Below are 18,869 nucleotides of genomic sequence, written 5' to 3' on the forward strand. Positions count from 1 at the left end.
CTTATTCCGGTGTACGTACCAGACTTAAGAAGTGCAAATGACGTTCATATTGGTCAATGATGTCCTGTAATAGATCTTCTTGCGTCCATTCCATCACATCATAGCCCTGCCCGCCTTCTCTTAAAAAGACTTCTGCCTGATAGGAATCTATGCCCGCATTCTCCAGTTCAGACATAAAGCTTGGACTTAAAGTCTGGGTGGCATTGACCTGATAGATAAAATTAATTTCATCCTGATGATCAACACGGAGCTGTATACCGTCTTCTAGCGGGCTAATCGCCACGTGTAATCGGCGCCGTTTCAATTCACTTTGAAAGCTGAGAAATGCCTTATTCACTGTATTGTGAATATACTGCTGCACCTCTTCCTGAGTGTGCGGATAATGCATAATCAGGCCTAATCGCTGTTGCCAGCTGCGTGGATTCTGGATTGCACGCGGGGTGATCCGTGCAGCTTGCAGCGCATGCATTTTGGTGACATCCAGATGTAAGGCTTTGATTAATCCCCAGCACATCAGCAGCATAATGAATGTAAATGGCAAAGCACTCATGATCGTGGCCGATTGCAAAGCCTCTAAGCCTCCTGCCAGTAAAAGGATGATAGCCAGTAAAGCCATGAGTACGGTCCAGAACAGACGCTGCCAGGTCGGTGAATTTTCACTTTTTGCTGTCAGATAATCAGTCACCAATGCTCCTGAATCGGCAGAAGTCACAAAGAACAGCATCACCAGTAAAGTCGCAATGATACTGGTCACTGAGCTGAAAGGCAGATTAGCTAAAAATTCGAATAGAGCCACAGAGGAATCACGTTGAACTGCTTCTAGCAAGCTGGTATTGGCTTCATGCATAATGCTATACAGCGCAGCATTGCCCATAAAGCCCATCCAGATCAGGGTAAAGCCCGTCGGGATCAGCAATACACCCACGATAAATTCACGAATACTGCGCCCTTCCGAGACCCGGGCAATAAACATCCCGACAAATGGCGACCAGGAAATCCACCAGGCCCAGTACATGATGGTCCAGCCCCCAATCCAGCCACTTGGCTGATAGGCATACAGATTAAAGGTCATACTGAACAGATTTGAAACATACTGGCCGGCATTCTGAATAGTCGTCTGTAACAGATAGATACTTGGACCTGCCACAAAAACAAAAATCAGCAACAGCAGTGCAAGTACCAAATTTAGTTCAGATAAACGTTTAATTCCTTTGTCTAATCCAAAAAATACGGAAGTCGCCGCCATGGCACTGACCACAATAATCAAAATGACCTGAGTACTGGGTGCCTGTTCAATGCCAAACAAATAGTTCAAACCTGAATTGATTTGGGTCACCCCGAAACCAAGCGTGGTGGCCACACCAAATACCGTACCAATGGTGGCAAAGGTATCGACGCCATCTCCAATCGGACCATAGATCTTTTGACCAATCAGTGGATACAAGGCCGAACGGATTTTTAAAGGCAATTGATGCCGGTAAGCAAAATAAGCCAAGGATAGGCCAACAAGCGTATAAATAGCCCAGGCATGTAAGCCCCAGTGGAAAAAGGTGACCCGCATAGATTGTTGTGCAGCCAGTACAGTTTCCGGTTCACCGGCAGGTGGCGTGACATAATGCATCACCGGTTCGGCCACGCCAAAGAACATCAGTCCAATCCCCATTCCTGCGGTGAATAACATCGCAAACCAGGAGGCACTGCTATATTTCGGCTGGCTATGGTCGGGTCCCAGTTTGATTTTGCCCATATCCGATAGGGCAATATAAACTAGAAGGATGAGAAATATCGCCACCGACAATACATAGAACCAGCTAAAGGAGGTGGTAATCCACTGGTTCAGTTGCTGGGTGAAAACTGAAAAAGCATCGGGTGCAAATACGACCAACGCTAAAAATATCGCAATAATGGCGACAGTACTAATAAAAACATTTGGATTGATATTGGCAAACCAGGATGGTTTTGTGGAAGGCATACCTCCTCCATTTTTTAAAAATTGGATCGACAAACAGCGTCAAATAATTATTGGTAAGGTCAAAATGATCAGACAGATTCAGTCTATGGAAGCTAGATCTCCTGCTATTTTAGGATGTTACACAAAATAAAGCCGTTAAGTTACTGTAACCAATACAATAAAAGGATGAACTTCATTACTCAGGCGGGTTTTCTCTATTTTTCACGTTCTTTTTATGAGGTAGACGTGCGATATATTGCAAGGCAATTAAGCGGGATACAATCAGCGCCAGATACATCACCCCGACAAACATCTGGATAATTGCCAGCATCCGTGCCAGCGGACTGACCGGCATCACATCCGACAAGCCCGTGGCGGACTGGACACTAAAGCTGAGAAAGATCAAATCCAACCAAGGCTGATGGGCTTGCAAGTCAGGATCTGAAAAGCTGTAAGGCACCCATAACTGGCAGACACTATAAAGAAAAGCAAAGCCCCAGGCCAGTAAGGTAAATACCGCTCCAGCTGCAAAGAGTTCATCTTTGGTAAGATAGCGGTCATGAAACATATAACGCAACAGGCCATAAGCAGCACTAAAATATGCACTGGCTTCAAACAGATTCGCCGTCACATAGACCCAGGTATAGCGCAGGCCCAAAACAATCAGTGAAGAAAATAGAATTGCGCCGGCCACAAAGCTGAGTCCTAAAATGGTAAACATCGGCGTCTGGCGAATGACCTTGGCAATGACCAGTAACACCAGGACACCGAGCATCCAGGTGATTGCCCGATAGGGCAGGTTTTCATAACTCAACATGGACAAGATCAAAATCAGCAATTGTAAACAAAGCAGCCATGCTGAGGGCAGATGGGTAAAGCTGTGCCAGAACTGCTGCAAAGATTGCTTCATACTACCCTTCTTGTTTGTCTAGTCATGCGCGCATGTATTATTATTTTATCAGGCTTAACATAGCATGATTAAAGCAGTATATAGCTGTACGATTTGTATGCAAAGATTGAAAAAATCAAAGCAAAATCTAGCGCACCCAAATTCAGTATGGCGCTTGCTCTAAAAAATTTGGAGCATAAGGGCATAAAAAAAGCCCCTGACGGGGCTTTTTTTAGCGTAGCGGAGATCTTAGTGATCCGATGCGCCTGAGATACCGATACCGGTTTGTGAACGTACAAACTGAGCATCAAAGGCTTTGCGTTCTGCTTGAGCCTGTGCTGAATTATCTGTCACAGAGAACAACCAGCAGCAAAGGAATGACAATGGCATCGCAAAAATTGCAGGGCCATTGAACGGGTTCACTGGCGTATCAGAAATACCCAAAGTATCGACCCATACTGCTTTAGACAGCACAATCAAGGTTACTGCGGTTACCAGACCTGCAACACCACCAATCACGGCACCACGTGTCGTCAAGCCTTTCCAGAACATAGACAGCACCAGCACCGGGAAGTTGGCACATGCCGCAACCGAGAATGCCAGACCGACCATGAACGCTACGTTTTGTTTCTCGAACAGAATACCGAGAATCATCGCGAAGATCGCAAGACCTAAAGTTGCAATTTTAGACATGCGCAGTTCAGATTCAGGTGTAGTTTGGCCTTTTTTCAAGACGTTGGCATACAAGTCATGCGAAATTGCTGAGGCACCTGACAGGGTCAAACCTGCAACCACCGCAAGAATCGTTGCAAATGCGACTGCAGAAATGAAGCCCATGAACAGATCACCGCCCACTGCATCAGACAAGTGCACCGCAGCCATGTTATTACCACCAACCAGCTCCAGCTTGCCAGTCAATGCCATTTTCGCAACATCAAGGAATTGCGGGTTGTTCGATACATATAGAATCGCACCAAAACCAATGATGAAGGTTAAGAGGTAGAAATAACCAATAAAACCTGTAGCAACCACCACTGATTTACGTGCTTCTTTGGCATCTTTTACCGTAAAGAAACGCATTAAAATATGTGGAAGACCCGCAGTACCAAACATCAATGCCAGACCTAAAGAAATCGCATCAATTGGATTAGACGCTAAACTACCTGGACCCATGATTTTGGTTGCATCGGCAAGACTCAGGTCATGCACTTTTGAATAAACACCAATTGCCTGTTCAAACATGTTGGTAAAGCTAAAGCCCACACCTTTCATGACCATAAATGCCATGAAGGTCGCACCGGACAATAACATGACTGCCTTGATGATCTGTACCCAAGTGGTCGCCAACATACCGCCGAACATTACGTAAGCCATCATCAACAAGCCAACGATCACAACTGCAATATTATAGTTTAGACCGAATAGGAGTTTGATCAGCTGACCTGCACCGACCATCTGTGCAATCAGGTAGAACGCCACAACGACTAACGAGCTCAAAGCCGCCAGAGTACGTACCGGTTTCTCCTGCAAACGGAAAGAAACCACGTCTGACAGGTTATATTTACCCAGGTTACGCAAACGCTCTGCGACCAGGAACAATACGATCGGCCAGCCGACCATAAAGCCCAGTGAGTAAAGCAAGCCATCAAACCCAGACAGGAATACCATCGCGGAAATACCCAGGAAAGAAGCTGCTGACATATAGTCACCGGCAATCGCCAGGCCATTCTGAAAACCGGAAATACCGCCACCGGCCGTATAGAAGTCTTTGGTGCTGGTGGTTTGTTTCGCTGCCCATTTGGTAATGAACAGTGTTGCACCTACGAAAATCACAAACATGATAATTGCAGGCCAGTTGGTTGGTTGCTGTTCTGCTGCACCCAAGTCAGGACCAGCGAAAGCCATACCTGAAGCCATAAGGGTGGTCGCCAGGGCAATAAGAGAATTCCATTTCATCTTAACGTGGTCCTTTTTCATGAGCGATTGCTTCAACTTCACGGATTGCTTCTTCGGTCAATTGATCCAGTTTGTTATTGGCAATGTAGGAATACACACCACACAAGAGAAACGACAAAACAATGATGCCCAGACCGAGTGGAATACCCCACGTGGTCACACCACCTGAAAGTGAAGACAATAGAAACTCTTTGTTATAGCCGACCAAAAGCATGAAGCCGACATAAACGAATAACATGATTGCCGTAAGCGTCCAGCTAAGACGACTTTTCTTGGCAACCATTTCTTTGAATTTTGGATTTTGTAGAATGCGATCTACTTGTACCTCATCCATAATTACTCTCCTGAAGCCCAACCTTGGGCTGCCTATTTTTTAATTCGAATTATCACTGTTGCAAGTTAACAATAATCGTAGGTGCTTGTAATTTAGACTTTGGTCGTTAAAAAATGACCAATTTAAACTGCAGCGTTCATGATGCGCTATCATAGCGGCATGCTCAGCACACATCAGGCTATATGAACAGTTGGCTCATCATAGGGGTACTTGCCCTCTATATCGCATTGCTCTTTATCTGCGCTTTTTACGGGGAAAAACATGCCAGCCGGCTGAGTACCCGTGGGCGCATGCTATTGTTTAGTTTAACTTTAGGGGTGTACTGTTCATCCTGGACCTTTTATGGCGCTACCGGCGCTGCAGTACGGGAAGGCATTATTTTCCTGCCGATCTATCTTGGCCCGCTGTTATTCGTTGCCGTCGGTTATGATATCTGGCGCCGATTAGGACGGGTACGACAGCATCATGCGATTTCCTCAATCGCGGACTTTGTCGCGGCGCGCTATGGTAAAAGTGGCCCGCTAGCATCGCTGGTCACCATTCTGGCAGTGGTCGCGATTGTGCCTTATCTGGCCTTACAGCTACGCGCCATTGCCCTGAGTGCCGCAGTCATTCTGGAACCATCTGCCGGAATTGCCAACACCACCAATGGGGTGCTGTTTTTGACCGGTGTACTGGCCATTCTGGCGATGATCTTTGGCACCCGGCAGATTGCCAATACTGAACAGCATGGCGGTCTGATGCTGGCCGTGGCCTTTGAATCCTTTGTCAAGCTCTTTGCCCTGCTGGCAGTCGCCTGTTTCTTTATGTTTGAAGCACCAGGAAATATGGCACAGATCAGCACAGATATCAGTACCACCTTCCGTGATGTCCAGCTGTTTGGGGTTCCGCAAAGTTTCTGGGTTCAGACCTTGCTGGCAGCTCTGGCAGTTATCTGTCTGCCACGCCAGTTCCATGTGGCAGTGGTGGAGCTGCGTGATGAAAAACATATCCGCGGTGCACGGCGCTGGTTTGCGGTTTATCTGATTCTGACCACGCTGGCGATTATTCCGATTGCCAGCTGGGCATTGCATGCGGCGCCGCAATATCTGGCAATTCCAGATGTGGCGGTCCTGTCCTTACCCCTCAGCTATAATCAGGACTGGCTCACTTTATTGGCATTCTTGGGCGGCTTTTCCGCATCTACCGGGATGCTGCTGGTGTCTTCTGTGGCACTTTCCATCATGCTCAGTAATGATCTGATTATGCCAGCGCTGTGGCGTTTAAAACTGATTTCGCGACATGATAAACGCTTGCCACTGGTACTGAAATTTACCCGCCGGATCTGTATTCTGGGCGTGATGTTGATGGGCTTCCTGTTCTTCAACTTCTTTAATGATATTGATCAGCTTTCTGTTTTTGGCCTGTTGGCCTTTAGTGCGGTAGCACAATTCGCCCCTGCCCTGATCGGTGGCCTGTACTGGCGCGGTGGTAGTAAGCAGGGCGTATATGCGGGTCTGTTGACCGGTTTTGCCTTGTGGTCCTATACCCTGCTATTTCCCACCATTCTGCGCAGCCTGCCAGAAGCCTATCACCGCTTTAGCCAAAATCTGCTCACTAACGGCCCTTTTGGCTGGAACTGGTTACGTCCTGAAGCGCTGATCGGTTTCGAATCGTTTGATCCGCTGACGCATGGGGTGGTCTGGGCACTGGGCCTGAATACAATCCTATATATTTGGGTCTCGCGGATTTTCCGTCCGAGTATTGCCGAACAGATTCAGGCTGAAAGTTTCTTCTATTATGAAACCAAGCCACTGCCATCGCAGAGTCCCTCAACTGAAGTCAGTTATTCGCATCAGGATGTGGCGCGTTTAAAAGTCGGCGATCTGATTACCCTGGCCAAGCGCATTACCGGTGAAGGGCCCACTACCCGCGCTTTTCAGCAATTTTGTACCCAAAACAGTGTCGAACTGAATGAAAATAGCAGCGCCAATGGCATGTGGTGGCGTTTTACCGAACAATATCTGGCCGGCACCATCGGGGCAGCTTCGGCACGTACCCTGCTGACCACGGCCATGGTCAATAATGGTCTGGCCTTGGGTCAGGTCGCCAACATTCTCGATCAGGCCTCGCAATGGCAACGTTTTAACCAGAATCTGATCATGACCATGATTGATCACATGACCCAAGGGGTCAGCGTAGTCGATGAAAACATGTGTCTGGTGGCCTGGAATAATCAGTATTTAAAACTGTTCGATTATCCGACCGATATTGTCTATGTCGGCTGTCCAATCGCGGATCTGATCCGTTATAACGCCGAGCGTGGTGAATGTGGACCAGGTTCGGTCGAAGAACATGTCCGCAAGCGGATTCACTGGATGCAGGTCGGCAGTGCCCATGAATTTGAACGGATTCGTAAAGATGGCCGGGTCATTCAGATGCGTGGTAATCCGATCGAAGGGGGTGGTTTCGTTACCACTTTCGCCGATATTACTGCCTTCCGTGAAAATGAAGCCGTCTTGGAAGCCCGGGTTCAGGATCGTACTCAACAGCTGGCCGATGCCTTGTCCGAACAGCAACTGGCGCGTGAACAAGCCGACAAAGCCAATATGTCGAAAAGCCGCTTTATTGCCGCCGCCAGTCATGATCTGTTGCAGCCGATGCATGCGGCGCGTCTGTTCAGTACTGCCTTGGAACAAAGCGTGCAAAATGACGAAGACCGCAAGACCTTGCAGCAACTGGATCGTGCCCTGCATGGTGCAGAAAGCATGCTGTCTGCGCTACTGGATATTGCCCGACTGGAAGGCGGTACCATTCAGCCGAAACGTCAGGCCTATCCGCTACATGACCTGCTCAGTGATCTGGAACTGCAGTTTAAATCCATTGCGGCACAACGTGGCATTCAATTCAGTGTGCATGATGCGCAGTTCTGGATTGATACCGATCCACAGTGGATTCGCCGGATTATCCAGAACTTTGTCAGTAATGCGCTGCGTTATACCGCCAAAGGTAAAGTGATGGTCGGGGTCTTACGCTCCAGTACCAAACCGAATCATATCCGCATTGGCGTCTGGGATACCGGACCGGGGATTGCCGAAGAACAACGTATCAAGCTGTTTCAGGAGTTTGAACGTTGCGGCCATACCTCTCCATGGGGTGAACAGGGCCTTGGACTGGGTCTGGCCATCGTGCAACGCATGACCAGCATGCTGGACTATCCGGTGCATGTGTATTCGGCGCTGGGCAAAGGCTCCTGTTTTATGATTGAAGTGCCTGTCATTGCAGCACCCAAAGTCGTCGCTGCACCTGTTCAGGCCGTACCACTAAAAACCAAGGCGTTTAAAATCCTGTGTCTGGATAATGATGAAACCATTCTGGAAGGGATGGCGACCTTGTTGAGCAAATGGGGTTATCAAGTCTTTAAAGCCACCGAACCAGAGCAGGCATTGAGGCTGATTCAGCAGGAAAATATTCAGGTCTGGCTGGTCGATCAGCATCTCAATCAGAACAAGATCGGTTTAGACTTTATTCTGGAACAGCGCCGCAATGATGTTCCGGTGGCGCTGATTACTGCCGATTCCGATCCGGAATTGCCACAGCGCCTGAAAGAGCTGAATATTGTATTGCTGAAAAAACCACTGAAACCTGCATCCTTACGATCATGGTTATCCGGACTGAAAATTTCTGATTCCTAAGATTGTATTGCATTCATGAATGCCCATTTTAAAGCTTAAAATGGGCATTTTTTATACTCAACTGCCACAGAAAATCACCTAGCTTGCATAAAATTTATTCTAATGTGCTAAAAGCAGCAAATATGCCGAAAATACAGCCGAATAAATTGACCAAAATGTTCATTTTCTAATTCACCATGGCAAAAAATGACCAATCTGTACCTGTACAGCAGTACACTTATTTACAATTAATTATCTATTTGTTTTAACTCATAATTAAAGGGTAATTTTCCAGCACTATAACTTTAGTCGTATTTTTTATCAGCTATGCTTGGCTCTAAAAATAGAGGAATAAGAAACGATCAGTTTCCATCTCATACATGCCTTGATTGTTTGGGTAGCTGATCTTTCTGCATATCGGAGTTCTTCACATGAACATAGATCAAAACCATGGCCTGAATCAGGCCCAGCAGTTCCACCGTCAATATGGCGCCAATGCCTTATTGCCAAGCATTGACTGGGCACAGATCTTTAAATACAGCAAGCTGAATGATGCCCAGTATCAGGCGCTGGAAACGCTGTATCAGAGTGCAGTCCCGCTGGCACTGCAAGTTTTTGATGAATTACATTTTGATGTCTTTGAACCTTATGCTTACAAGCCGCAAGGACTGGGTCTGTTTGAACGGATTGCCGAGCAGGAAGACAAACTGCTTCAGTCTTTAGAAGCTGAAACGGCGGATCTTCCGGTGCAAACTCGTCATCAGATCTGGAGCATGTTGCTGCGTGGTGGTGCCGTCCTGGTGTTTAAGGCCTGGCTGGGTAAAGTCAAAAACGAAGATAACTGTCTGGATACCAGCCAGTTTGACGAGCTGTCTGATTTACTATTTATTAAAACCTGCCCGCATGAGCTAGCGCAGCGTTTACATGTCGATCCGAACACGCGCGATGATCATATCTTCCTGATGTATGACAATGAAGTCTATCTGGACCGTTTTAACAGTCTGGAAACGGCTGCACTCTTTGTCGATCTGGGTGTTTATGATGCGACTTTCCTGAGCCTGCGAGATGATCGCGTGGCCGAATATCTGAAATCCAAGGGTTATGTCACCGAAGATCAGATCGATGAATTGCAATGTGCCTTAAATCCATTATTCTGCGATGATTTCACCCGCAAGCAGGATTATATTGCTTAATATATGCATGCTTTTTCACTGAATTATTCAGATAAAAAAAGACCTCCAAGGAGGCCTTTTTCCATGCGGATATACAGAACTTACATTTTCCGGTCTTCAATATTCAGTGCATTAATGGCCAATACCGCTTGTGTCCGGTTTTGTACGCCAAGCTTACGGAAAATTGCAGTCACATGCGCTTTAATGGTCGCTTCTGACACGTCCAGTTCATAAGCAATCTGCTTATTCAGCAAGCCTTCGGCCACCATCATCAATACTCGGAACTGTTGTGGGGTCAAAGACTGGATCCGTTCCGCCAAAGCCGTTTCATCGGCAGCACGCGGGTCAAAGTTCATGTTGGCTGGCAGATTTGGCGGTAACCAGATCTCACCTTCCAGCACTTCGCGAATCGCTTCACCAATATGGCTTGGATGGGCAGATTTTGGAATATAGCCCATGGCACCATGCGCAATGGCACGCTGGATAATACTGACTTCTTCATGCGCAGACACGACAATGATCGGCAGCGACGGATATTGCGCGCGGACGTGTACCAAGGCAGAAAAACCTGATGCGCCTGGCAAATTTAAATCCAGCAGCACAAGATCAGGCTCGGGGCCATTTTCTAGACGTTCATAAAATTCATTGACTGCCGCAGTTTCATGAATCTGGGCTTGTGGCAGGCTATAACGTACAGCCTGAATCAAGGCATGACGAAATAGTGGATGATCATCAACGATTAAAATATTCATAGGCAACGTGAGAGAGATCTTGGCACGGTAGCCCCTATTCTAACCACACAACCCGGTTAAGGATATGCAAGACTCTACAATTTTTAAAATAATATGCAGTTTTTCTTCAAAATCACCATTTTTCGCGGTATTTCAATAATTATTTAATTCTCATCACTTTTTTATATATAACGTATTCCTAAATTAAAAAGCTTAGCTATATTCAATATAAATCTACATATCAAAAACTTATATTAAAATTAATGCTTATAAACCAGGCTTTTTTCATATATCGAAAAATCAGATAACTTTTCAGCTTTTCGTTATTTTACAGCCCGGCACTGAATCGGGATTAATAAGGACATTCCGAGATTACTCCTATTTTTCAGGTTCTAAACATGTCTAATTTTAATGCGCAAAAACCCTTAAATATTGTTGCCGTATCGGGTGGTTTAAATCATCCGTCTAAAACAGAAGCCTTGGTTCAGGCCATTATTGATGAACTGGGTGAAGCGACACCAATTCATGTACATTTTATTAAATTTAGTGAAATTGGTTCGCTCCTGGGTGGTGCGATTTATCGTAATCAATTACCGCAGCGCGTTCAGGATGATCTGGCCGCAGTCGAAGCTGCAGATGCGCTGATTGTTGGTACACCCGTATATCGCGCTTCATTTACCGGCTTGTTTAAACATTTCTTTGATTTTGTCGAGCAGACTGCACTGGTCGATGTACCGGTACTTTTAGCGGCTTCAGGTGGTAGTGACCGACATGCGCTGGTGCTCGAACATCAATTACGTCCATTATTCAGCTTTTTCCAGGCTCAGACTTTACCGATTGGCGTGTATGCGACTGATCGTGATTTCACTCCTGAATATACCATTCACAGTGAATTGCTCCGCGATCGTATTACCCTGGCAGTAGCACGTGCCCTGCCTATTCTGGAATGGGCACCGGCCAAAGGACAACGTGCCGAAGTCATTAAAGCAAAAACCCAACAGGCCAACCAGAACTTGAGCATCAATAAACAAATCGAACAAGAAGAAGTGTTGCCCTCTGCGGCTGTACCAAGTCTGGATGCAGCAGAATCCCGCTTGCACAGTAAAAAATCAGCGCAAACGCAAGTTGCTTGATCAGCGATTTTCACTTCGAGGGTTGAAATATGTCACAACAGCAAATACAGCAAGACATCAAATTTGCATATTGGGTTCCGAATGTCAGTGGCGGTTTTGTCGTCAGTACCATCGAACAGCGTACCGACTGGAGCTATGAATATAACGTGCGTCTGGCACAAGCAGCAGAAAAAAGCGGTTTTGAATATGGCCTGACCCAGATTCGTTTTGCGTCAAGCTATAGTGCAGAAAACCAGCATGAATCTGTCAGCTTCAGTCATGCCTTGCTCGCACAAACCAGCAAGATCAAGTTAATTGCAGCAATTTTACCCGGGCCGTGGAAACCTGCGCTTGCGGCAAAACAATTGGCCAGCATTAACCAGCTCAGCAATGGCCGGATTGCGATTAACGTGGTCAGTGGCTGGTTCCGTGGCGAATTTGATGCGATTGGCGAAGCATGGCCAGAGCATGACCAGCGTTATGCCCGTTCAGAAGAGTTTATTCGCAGTTTGCGCGGAATCTGGAATACGGATCACTTTAATTTTGATGGCAAGTTCTATCAATTTAAAGACTATACCTTACGCCCACAACCGCTCCCGGATAAACCGGTCGAGATTTTTCAGGGTGGCAGTTCACGTGCGGCGCGTGATATGGCTTCACGTGTTTCAGACTGGTATTTCACCAATGGCAACACGCCTGAAGAGCTGAAAAAACAGATTGATGATATTCGCGAAAAAGCCCAAGCCAATAATCACACTGTGAAAATTGGGGTCAATGCCTTTATCATCGCACGTGATACTGAAGAACAAGCCAAAGCGGTTTTACAGGAAATTATTGATAAGGCCAATATCAAAGCAGTGAAAAATTTTGCTGAAGCGACACGTGAAGCCGGTGCCTCGACAACTGAAGGCGAAGGCAACTGGGCAAAATCAAGTTTTGAAGATTTAGTCCAGTATAACGACGGTTTCAAGACCAATTTAATTGGCACACCGCAGCAAATTGCTGAACGTATTGTGCTGTTAAAAAATATTGGAGTCGATCTGGTGCTTTCCGGTTTCTTGCACTGTGTTGAAGAAGTTGAATATTTTGGAGAAAAGGTGTTGCCATTGGTGCGTGAGCTAGAAGCACAACAACAGCAGGTTGTGCAGGCTAAATCCGCTTAAATCTAAGTGGTGCTTATGCCCAAATATTATAATAATGACGGCACATTGCAAATTTTCCCCTCAAGGCTCGGCTTGAGGGATTTTTTATCCGGACAGAAACCCAGCAGTCCAGTAAAGCGCTAGCCGGATTTAGCTTTCCTGCCTACAATGGGATGCAATTGCAAGAATAGACGTTTAACTATGTATACCGGTATTGTCCAAGGCCTGGAACAGGTCATCGAGATTCGCAAAGGCGATGGTTTTATTACTCTGTTGGTCAGTGATCAGCACAGCTTTTTTGCAGATGTGTTTATTGGCGCCAGTGTGGCAGTAAATGGTGTCTGTCTTACGGTGACCACGATTGACCGGGCGCAGAAACAGATTCATTTTGATATTTCCAATGTCACCTTGGCGCTTACCACCTTGAAAGCCTTAAAAATTGGTGATGAAGTGAATATTGAACGCTCTGCCAAAGTCGGTGCAGAAAACGGTGGACATAATCTGTATGGCCATATTGAAGGCAGGGCTAAGGTCATCCAGATTGAAGCTCGCGGTGAAACCCTGCATATCGATTTACAGATTCCAGAGGGCAATATCAAGTACTTCTTCCTAAAAGGCTTTATCGGGCTAAATGGCTGCAGCCTGACCGTGAACCGTGTCGATCGTGCCCACAGTGAAATTTCGATTGACCTGATTCCGGAAACCTTGCGCCTGACCACCTGGAAGCACATCCAGGTGGGCGATACAGTGAATTATGAAATTGACCAGATGACCCGTACTTTGGTGGATACTTTGGAAAATATTTATCAAGCCAAAGCTTAATGGTACAAAGAGACTGGTACGTGCAAAAATCAGTCTCCTATCATATTAATATTTTAATACTATTCCATCGGTAGCAGATTGCCTAAAATGCAGGCTAACTCCCTGATTTAAGAAAGTACCATGCATCTGATCTGGTTTCGCCAAGACCTTCGAATTCAAGACCATGCCGCTTTGTGGCATGCCACTCAACAAGGCCCCTGTGTGGCTTTGGTGGTGCTTTCTCCTGAGCAATGGCAGTTACATCAAGATGCGCCGATTAAAATCAATTTTTATCTGCGACGACTACAGGTTCTCAAACAGCAACTAGAACAACTGAATATTCCTTTAATTGTGCGAGAAGTCAGCTTGTGGCGTAATCTTGCTGATGAGATGTTAGCACTCTGCCAAAACTTGCAGATTGATAGCGTGCATGCGCATATTGAAGTTGGGGTCAATGAACTACAGCGTGATTTCAAGGTTCAGCAACGACTGGAACAGCAGCAGATTCGGGTCGAGCTGTATCATGATCGTACCCTCTTTCCATTGGCGAGTATCCGCAATCAGTCCAATCAACCCTATCAAGTCTATAGTGCCTTTAAGAAAAAATGCTATGAGCGGCTGATTCTCGATGTGCCTTCTGCTTATCCTGTGATTGCGTCTCAGGACTTGCTCGAATTGCCTGTAGAGCTGACACATTTTGATCTGGAAAAGTTTGCGGGTCGCTATTCAATAGAAAATTCTGAAAAACTTTGGCCCGTAGATGAAACTCATGCCCTACAGATGCTGGATGATTTTATCGAAGACCGCTTAAGCAGCTATCAAACAGATCGTGATATTCCAGCGCTTAATGGCACCAGTCAACTCTCGCCTTATTTAAATATCGGTATTCTCTCGATCCGCCAGTGCATTCAGGCGCTGTTTAAACAACATCATGGCTATTTCCAGATCGATGATCTCGGTCAACAAACCTGGCTGGATGAACTGCTGTGGCGTGAGTTTTATCAGCATACCCTGTTCGATTTTCCCCGCGTTTCCAGACATCGCCCGTTTAAAGAAAATACCGATAAAATCCAGTGGCGGCATGCACCTGAAGATTTGGCAGCCTGGCAACAGGGCCAAACCGGGATCCCGATTGTAGATGCCGGGATGCGGCAGCTACTGGCCACCGGCTGGATGCATAATCGGGTGCGCATGATTACCGCAATGTTCCTGTGCAAAAACCTGCTGATCGATTGGCGTTTGGGAGAAAGCTGGTTCATGCAGCAGCTGATTGATGGTGATCTGGCAGCCAATAATGGCGGATGGCAATGGTGTGCTTCGACGGGTATGGATGCGGTGCCTTATTTCCGGATTTTCAATCCGGTCAGCCAGTCACAGAAGTTCGACCCGAATGGGGATTATATCCGTCAGTGGGTGCCTGAACTGGCGCATCTGGATGCCAAAAGCATTCATGAACCCTATGCCAAAAACCCTGACCGTGAACTGAACTATCCAAAACCGCTTGTGGATTTAAAATCTTCCCGTGTCCGGGCAATTGAGGCTTTTAAGCAGCTTTAAAAAAGACCCGTCATCTTAAAAAGAATAAAACAGCTTCTCATATAGAGGCTGTTTTAATATTGGGATTAGGAATAAAAACTTGGATCAGGCACTTTTCCGGTCAGCACCCATTCTCCCACTTCCTGATATTTATAATCCACCGGATCATGCAAGGTTTGAGTCCGAACATTACGCCAGAACCGGTCCAGATTCAGTTGTGCAGTCGTTGCTCGTGCACCCATGACCTGAAAAATATTCTGGGTGATATATAAAGAGCTATTGGTCGCGGCAATTTTGGCGGTGGCAATCGCAATCGAGACTTCACCACGCTGCTCGGCAGTCAGATCAGGGCCGATATTCCAAGCTTTCTGCAAGGTCTGAATGGCTTGATCTGCCAATAAACGCACGCTTTCCAGCTGCACATAAAACTCGGCAAAATGCTTTTGGGTAAAAGGATCATTCACTGCATGTTCAGCCAAGGATTTTGACCAGGCTTTTTGGGTTTGTACGGTCTGTTTGGCAACTTCAAAAGCCCCTTCGGCGACACCGAGAAACATATGCACAAATATCAGCTGCGCAATCAATGAACGTAAACTGGAATACGGCGTACTCAGTGGCCCCGGATTGAGCAGCAATTCATCCCGGTGAATGTTGACCTGTTCAAAATGACTGGTGCCGCTGTCAGTCTGGCGCTGGCCCATATTGTTCCAGTCGCCTAGAAAGCTCACACCCTGTCGCTGGGTAGGAATCACGCCAATCAGCAATTTTCCTGCTTCGTTATAACCTGAACACAGCAACATATCCGAATCGATCGAACCAGAACAAAAGCTTTTATCACCATGGAAAATATATTCATGTTCTGAGACTTGAGTTGCCGTGGTACGACGATCCAGCGGATTGAGAGTATTGCCCCAGAACAGATTATTTTGGACAGTCTGTGCAAACCATTTGCCATATTGCTCGGGTTGGGAAAATAGCTGTACGGTGGCAATCAATAAATGATGAAATCCATAAATATGCGCCAGAGAGCTATCGACCTGCGCCAGGGTCTGAATGGTTTTAAAAATTGTCCGCCAGTCTGCACCCTGTCCACCATAGGCAACAGGAATAGACAAGCCGAGCAGACCACTGTTACGGATCAGGTCTCGTTCATGCTTGGGATTACCGCCCTGCTTGTCTCGCACTGCGGCAGTTTGGGCAAATTGTTCTGCCAGTTTCTGGGCAATATCGACAGGAGATTGATCTAAATATGGTGATCGTACATTCATTATTTTAACTCATGTTCAGCATGTGGGCAGCTTAGCAGATCAAGACGTTGCGCTATATTCGAAAGCATGCAGAGCTTATTCCTGATCTAAAAATACCGGCTGCGTGCAGCCGGTATTTTGCTTGTGGACTTTAGCTATTTTTAACGATGATTGGCTTGTACTTCTGCAATCAGATGATCCACCACTTGTGGTTCAGCCAATGTCGACGTATCGCCCAGGCTATCCAGCTCATTGGCTGCAATCTTTCTCAAGATCCGGCGCATGATTTTCCCTGAACGGGTTTTGGGCAAAGCGGGTGCCCAGTACAGCGCATCAGGTGTCGCCACTGGCCCCAAAATCTTGCGCACCCAGCTCACCAGTTCAGCACGCAATTCATCTGAACTGGTCACGTCGGCCTGTAAGGTGACAAAGGCACAAATTCCCTGCCCTTTAATGTCATGCGGCATACCCACCACAGCAGCCTCAGCCACTGCTTCATGCGCCACCAGCGCACTTTCAACTTCAGCTGTGCCTAAACGGTGTCCGGACACATTCAGCACATCATCGACCCGGCCAGTAATCCAGTAATAACCGTCTTTATCGCGACGCGCGCCATCTCCGGTAAAATAAGTACCCGGATAAGTCGAGAAATAGGCTTCGATAAAACGTTCCGGATCACCCCAGATGGTTCGCATCTGGCCCGGCCAGGAATCTTTAATCACCAGATTGCCTTCAGCTTCGCCTTCCAGCTCCTTACCATCCGCATCGACAATCGCAGGTTGTACCCCAAAGAAAGGCCGTGTTGCAGAACCCGGTTTCAAATCAGTCGCGCCTGGCAATGGCGTAATCATAAAACCGCCGGTTTCCGTCTGCCACCAGGTATCAATGACGGGACAGCGACTTTCACCGACCACGGTGTAATACCAGTTCCAGGCTTCAGGATTAATCGGCTCACCCACCGAACCTAGAATTCTCAGGCTGCTGCGGTCACTTTCCCGCACAAAGGCATCACCTTCACGCATCATGGCGCGGATGGCTGTCGGTGCGGTATAGAGAATGGTGACGTTATGCTTATCGACAATGTGTCCGGTACGCGCCCAGCTCGGATACTGCGGAACACCCTCGAACATAAGAGTCGTGGTGCCATTCGACAATGGGCCATACAGCACATAGGAATGTCCGGTAATCCAGCCGACATCTGCGGTACACCAAAAGATATCATCCTGTTTGATGTCAAACACTTCGCGGAAACTGCAATTCACATAAGTCAGATAGCCGCCCGTGGTATGCATCACGCCCTTGGGCTTGCCGGTCGAACCTGAGGTATACAGGATAAATAGCGGATCTTCGGCATTCATCGGTTCCGGTGGGCAAATGTCATTCACCGACATGATTTCCATGTGATACCACAGGTCGCGCCCCTCTTGCATTTCAATCGGGTTGCCGGTGCGATGCACCACTATTACATTTTGAATGGAGTCTGTACCAGCCAGTTTCAGAGCTTCATCAACATTGGCTTTTAGCGGAATCGGTTTCCCGCCACGCATACCGGAATCGGCCGTAATCACCATTTTGGCCTGACAGTCTTCAATCCGGCTGGCCAGAGAATCCGGTGAAAACCCACCAAATACTACGCAATGCACCGCCCCGATGCGTGCGCAGGCCAGCATGGCAATCGCGGCTTCAGAGACCATGGGCATGTACAGCATCACCCGGTCGCCTTTAGCAATGCCATTTTTTTTCAGCACATTGGCGAAACGGCAGGTTTCGTCATGCAACTCGGCAAAAGAAATAATCTTGTGCCGTGAAGGATGATCCCCTTCCCAGATAATGGCCGGCTTATAGGGATGTTCTTTCAGATGACGGTCCAGACAGTTGGCGCTGACATTGAGCTGACCATCAGCAAACCATTCAATTTTAAAATTGTCGGGATCGAAACTGGTATTTTTGACTTGGGTAAAAGGCTTGATCCAGTCCAGACGTTGTGCCTGTTCTGTCCAGAATGCTTCTGGCTGCTCGATGGAATGTTGATAACGTTCGAAATACTGGTCTTCAAGCGTGCGTGCTGTTTTTTTAAAATCTTCGGGTACTGGATAGATCTCTTGCATATGTCACTTCCTTGATTTTGTTCTATCTCATCACGAGAGGTTAATGCTGTGTTGTTGATTGTTTTTTATGCATAATGGCAGTATGGCCTGCTTATTTCGAATCCGGCAATCATGCTTTCGTCGTAGATTATTTATTCAAATTCAAACAAAATAAAGCACAACTTACAGTACAGAATATTCTGCATAACTGTGTATGATCTGTAGCAATGCCCTTTAAAAAATAGAATTTAGCTCTCG

General features: G+C 46.8%; 13 protein-coding genes. 6 read left to right on the forward strand and 7 right to left on the reverse strand.

Translation table 11 applies throughout. The features are described 5' to 3' along the window. Position 1: 1 nt before the first annotated feature. From FTU44_RS08955 to FTU44_RS08970, 4 genes are all read right to left on the reverse strand, one after another. Entirely contained in the window at positions 2 to 1,972 is a 1,971-nt protein-coding gene (locus tag FTU44_RS08955; protein WP_180050209.1) for a choline BCCT transporter BetT, read from the reverse strand. A gap of 175 nt (positions 1,973 to 2,147) precedes the next feature. Next, the gene (locus tag FTU44_RS08960) at positions 2,148 to 2,861 is read right to left on the reverse strand and encodes an ion channel (RefSeq protein WP_005095099.1); all 714 of its coding nucleotides are present in this window, start codon (positions 2,859 to 2,861) and stop codon (positions 2,148 to 2,150) included. Between the two features lie 228 nt (positions 2,862 to 3,089). Beyond that, positions 3,090 to 4,796, reverse strand: coding sequence for a cation acetate symporter (locus FTU44_RS08965; RefSeq protein WP_180000219.1), 1,707 nt, complete (start codon positions 4,794 to 4,796; stop codon positions 3,090 to 3,092). 1 nt (position 4,797) lies between these two features. Further along, on the reverse strand, positions 4,798 to 5,130 hold the full coding sequence (locus FTU44_RS08970) for a DUF485 domain-containing protein (protein WP_004890697.1): 333 nt from the start codon (positions 5,128 to 5,130) through the stop codon (positions 4,798 to 4,800). Positions 5,131 to 5,312: 182 nt separating this feature from the next. Here FTU44_RS08970 and FTU44_RS08975 point away from each other — a divergent pair, with 182 nt between their 5' ends. Both FTU44_RS08975 and FTU44_RS08980 read left to right on the forward strand, forming a co-directional pair. Further along, entirely contained in the window at positions 5,313 to 8,804 is a 3,492-nt protein-coding gene (locus tag FTU44_RS08975) for a PAS domain-containing hybrid sensor histidine kinase/response regulator (protein WP_100534520.1), read from the forward strand. 410 nt (positions 8,805 to 9,214) lie between these two features. Beyond that, complete coding sequence (locus tag FTU44_RS08980; RefSeq protein ID WP_005173201.1) at positions 9,215 to 9,976, forward strand: hypothetical protein; 762 nt, start codon at positions 9,215 to 9,217, stop codon at positions 9,974 to 9,976. An 80-nt stretch (positions 9,977 to 10,056) separates the two neighbouring features. On the opposite strand, the gene FTU44_RS08985 is transcribed toward FTU44_RS08980, so the two are convergent. Then, positions 10,057 to 10,707 (reverse strand): response regulator transcription factor, encoded by a 651-nt coding sequence (locus FTU44_RS08985; RefSeq protein WP_004281370.1) that lies wholly within the window; start codon positions 10,705 to 10,707, stop codon positions 10,057 to 10,059. Between the two features lie 377 nt (positions 10,708 to 11,084). On the opposite strand from FTU44_RS08985, the gene msuE reads away from it, so the two are divergent. The 4 genes from msuE to FTU44_RS09005 all read left to right on the forward strand — a co-directional run bounded on the left by msuE (position 11,085) and on the right by FTU44_RS09005 (position 15,298). After that, positions 11,085 to 11,819 (forward strand): FMN reductase, encoded by a 735-nt coding sequence (gene msuE, locus FTU44_RS08990; protein WP_005095088.1) that lies wholly within the window; start codon positions 11,085 to 11,087, stop codon positions 11,817 to 11,819. Between the two features lie 29 nt (positions 11,820 to 11,848). Next, complete coding sequence (gene sfnG / locus FTU44_RS08995) at positions 11,849 to 12,961, forward strand: dimethylsulfone monooxygenase SfnG (protein WP_180050212.1); 1,113 nt, start codon at positions 11,849 to 11,851, stop codon at positions 12,959 to 12,961. A 180-nt stretch (positions 12,962 to 13,141) separates the two neighbouring features. Next, on the forward strand, positions 13,142 to 13,762 hold the full coding sequence (locus FTU44_RS09000; RefSeq protein ID WP_005095084.1) for a riboflavin synthase: 621 nt from the start codon (positions 13,142 to 13,144) through the stop codon (positions 13,760 to 13,762). Between the two features lie 120 nt (positions 13,763 to 13,882). Further along, positions 13,883 to 15,298 carry a deoxyribodipyrimidine photo-lyase gene (locus FTU44_RS09005; protein WP_180050214.1) on the forward strand — a complete coding sequence of 472 codons (1,416 nt, stop codon included), beginning with the start codon at positions 13,883 to 13,885 and terminating at the stop codon, positions 15,296 to 15,298. A gap of 65 nt (positions 15,299 to 15,363) precedes the next feature. On the opposite strand, the gene FTU44_RS09010 is transcribed toward FTU44_RS09005, so the two are convergent. Together FTU44_RS09010 and acs are read right to left on the reverse strand one after the other, a co-directional pair. Next, a complete protein-coding gene (locus FTU44_RS09010; RefSeq protein ID WP_180050217.1) occupies positions 15,364 to 16,545 on the reverse strand; it encodes an acyl-CoA dehydrogenase family protein in 1,182 nt (393 codons plus the stop codon). 140 nt (positions 16,546 to 16,685) lie between these two features. Beyond that, positions 16,686 to 18,632: an acetate--CoA ligase gene (gene acs, locus FTU44_RS09015; protein ID WP_005095078.1), complete on the reverse strand. Its 1,947-nt coding sequence runs from the start codon at positions 18,630 to 18,632 to the stop codon at positions 16,686 to 16,688. Positions 18,633 to 18,869: the final 237 nt, after the last annotated feature.

This window comes from Acinetobacter sp. YH12105, assembly GCF_013419095.1.
Classification (GTDB): Bacteria; Pseudomonadota; Gammaproteobacteria; order Pseudomonadales; family Moraxellaceae; genus Acinetobacter; species Acinetobacter pseudolwoffii.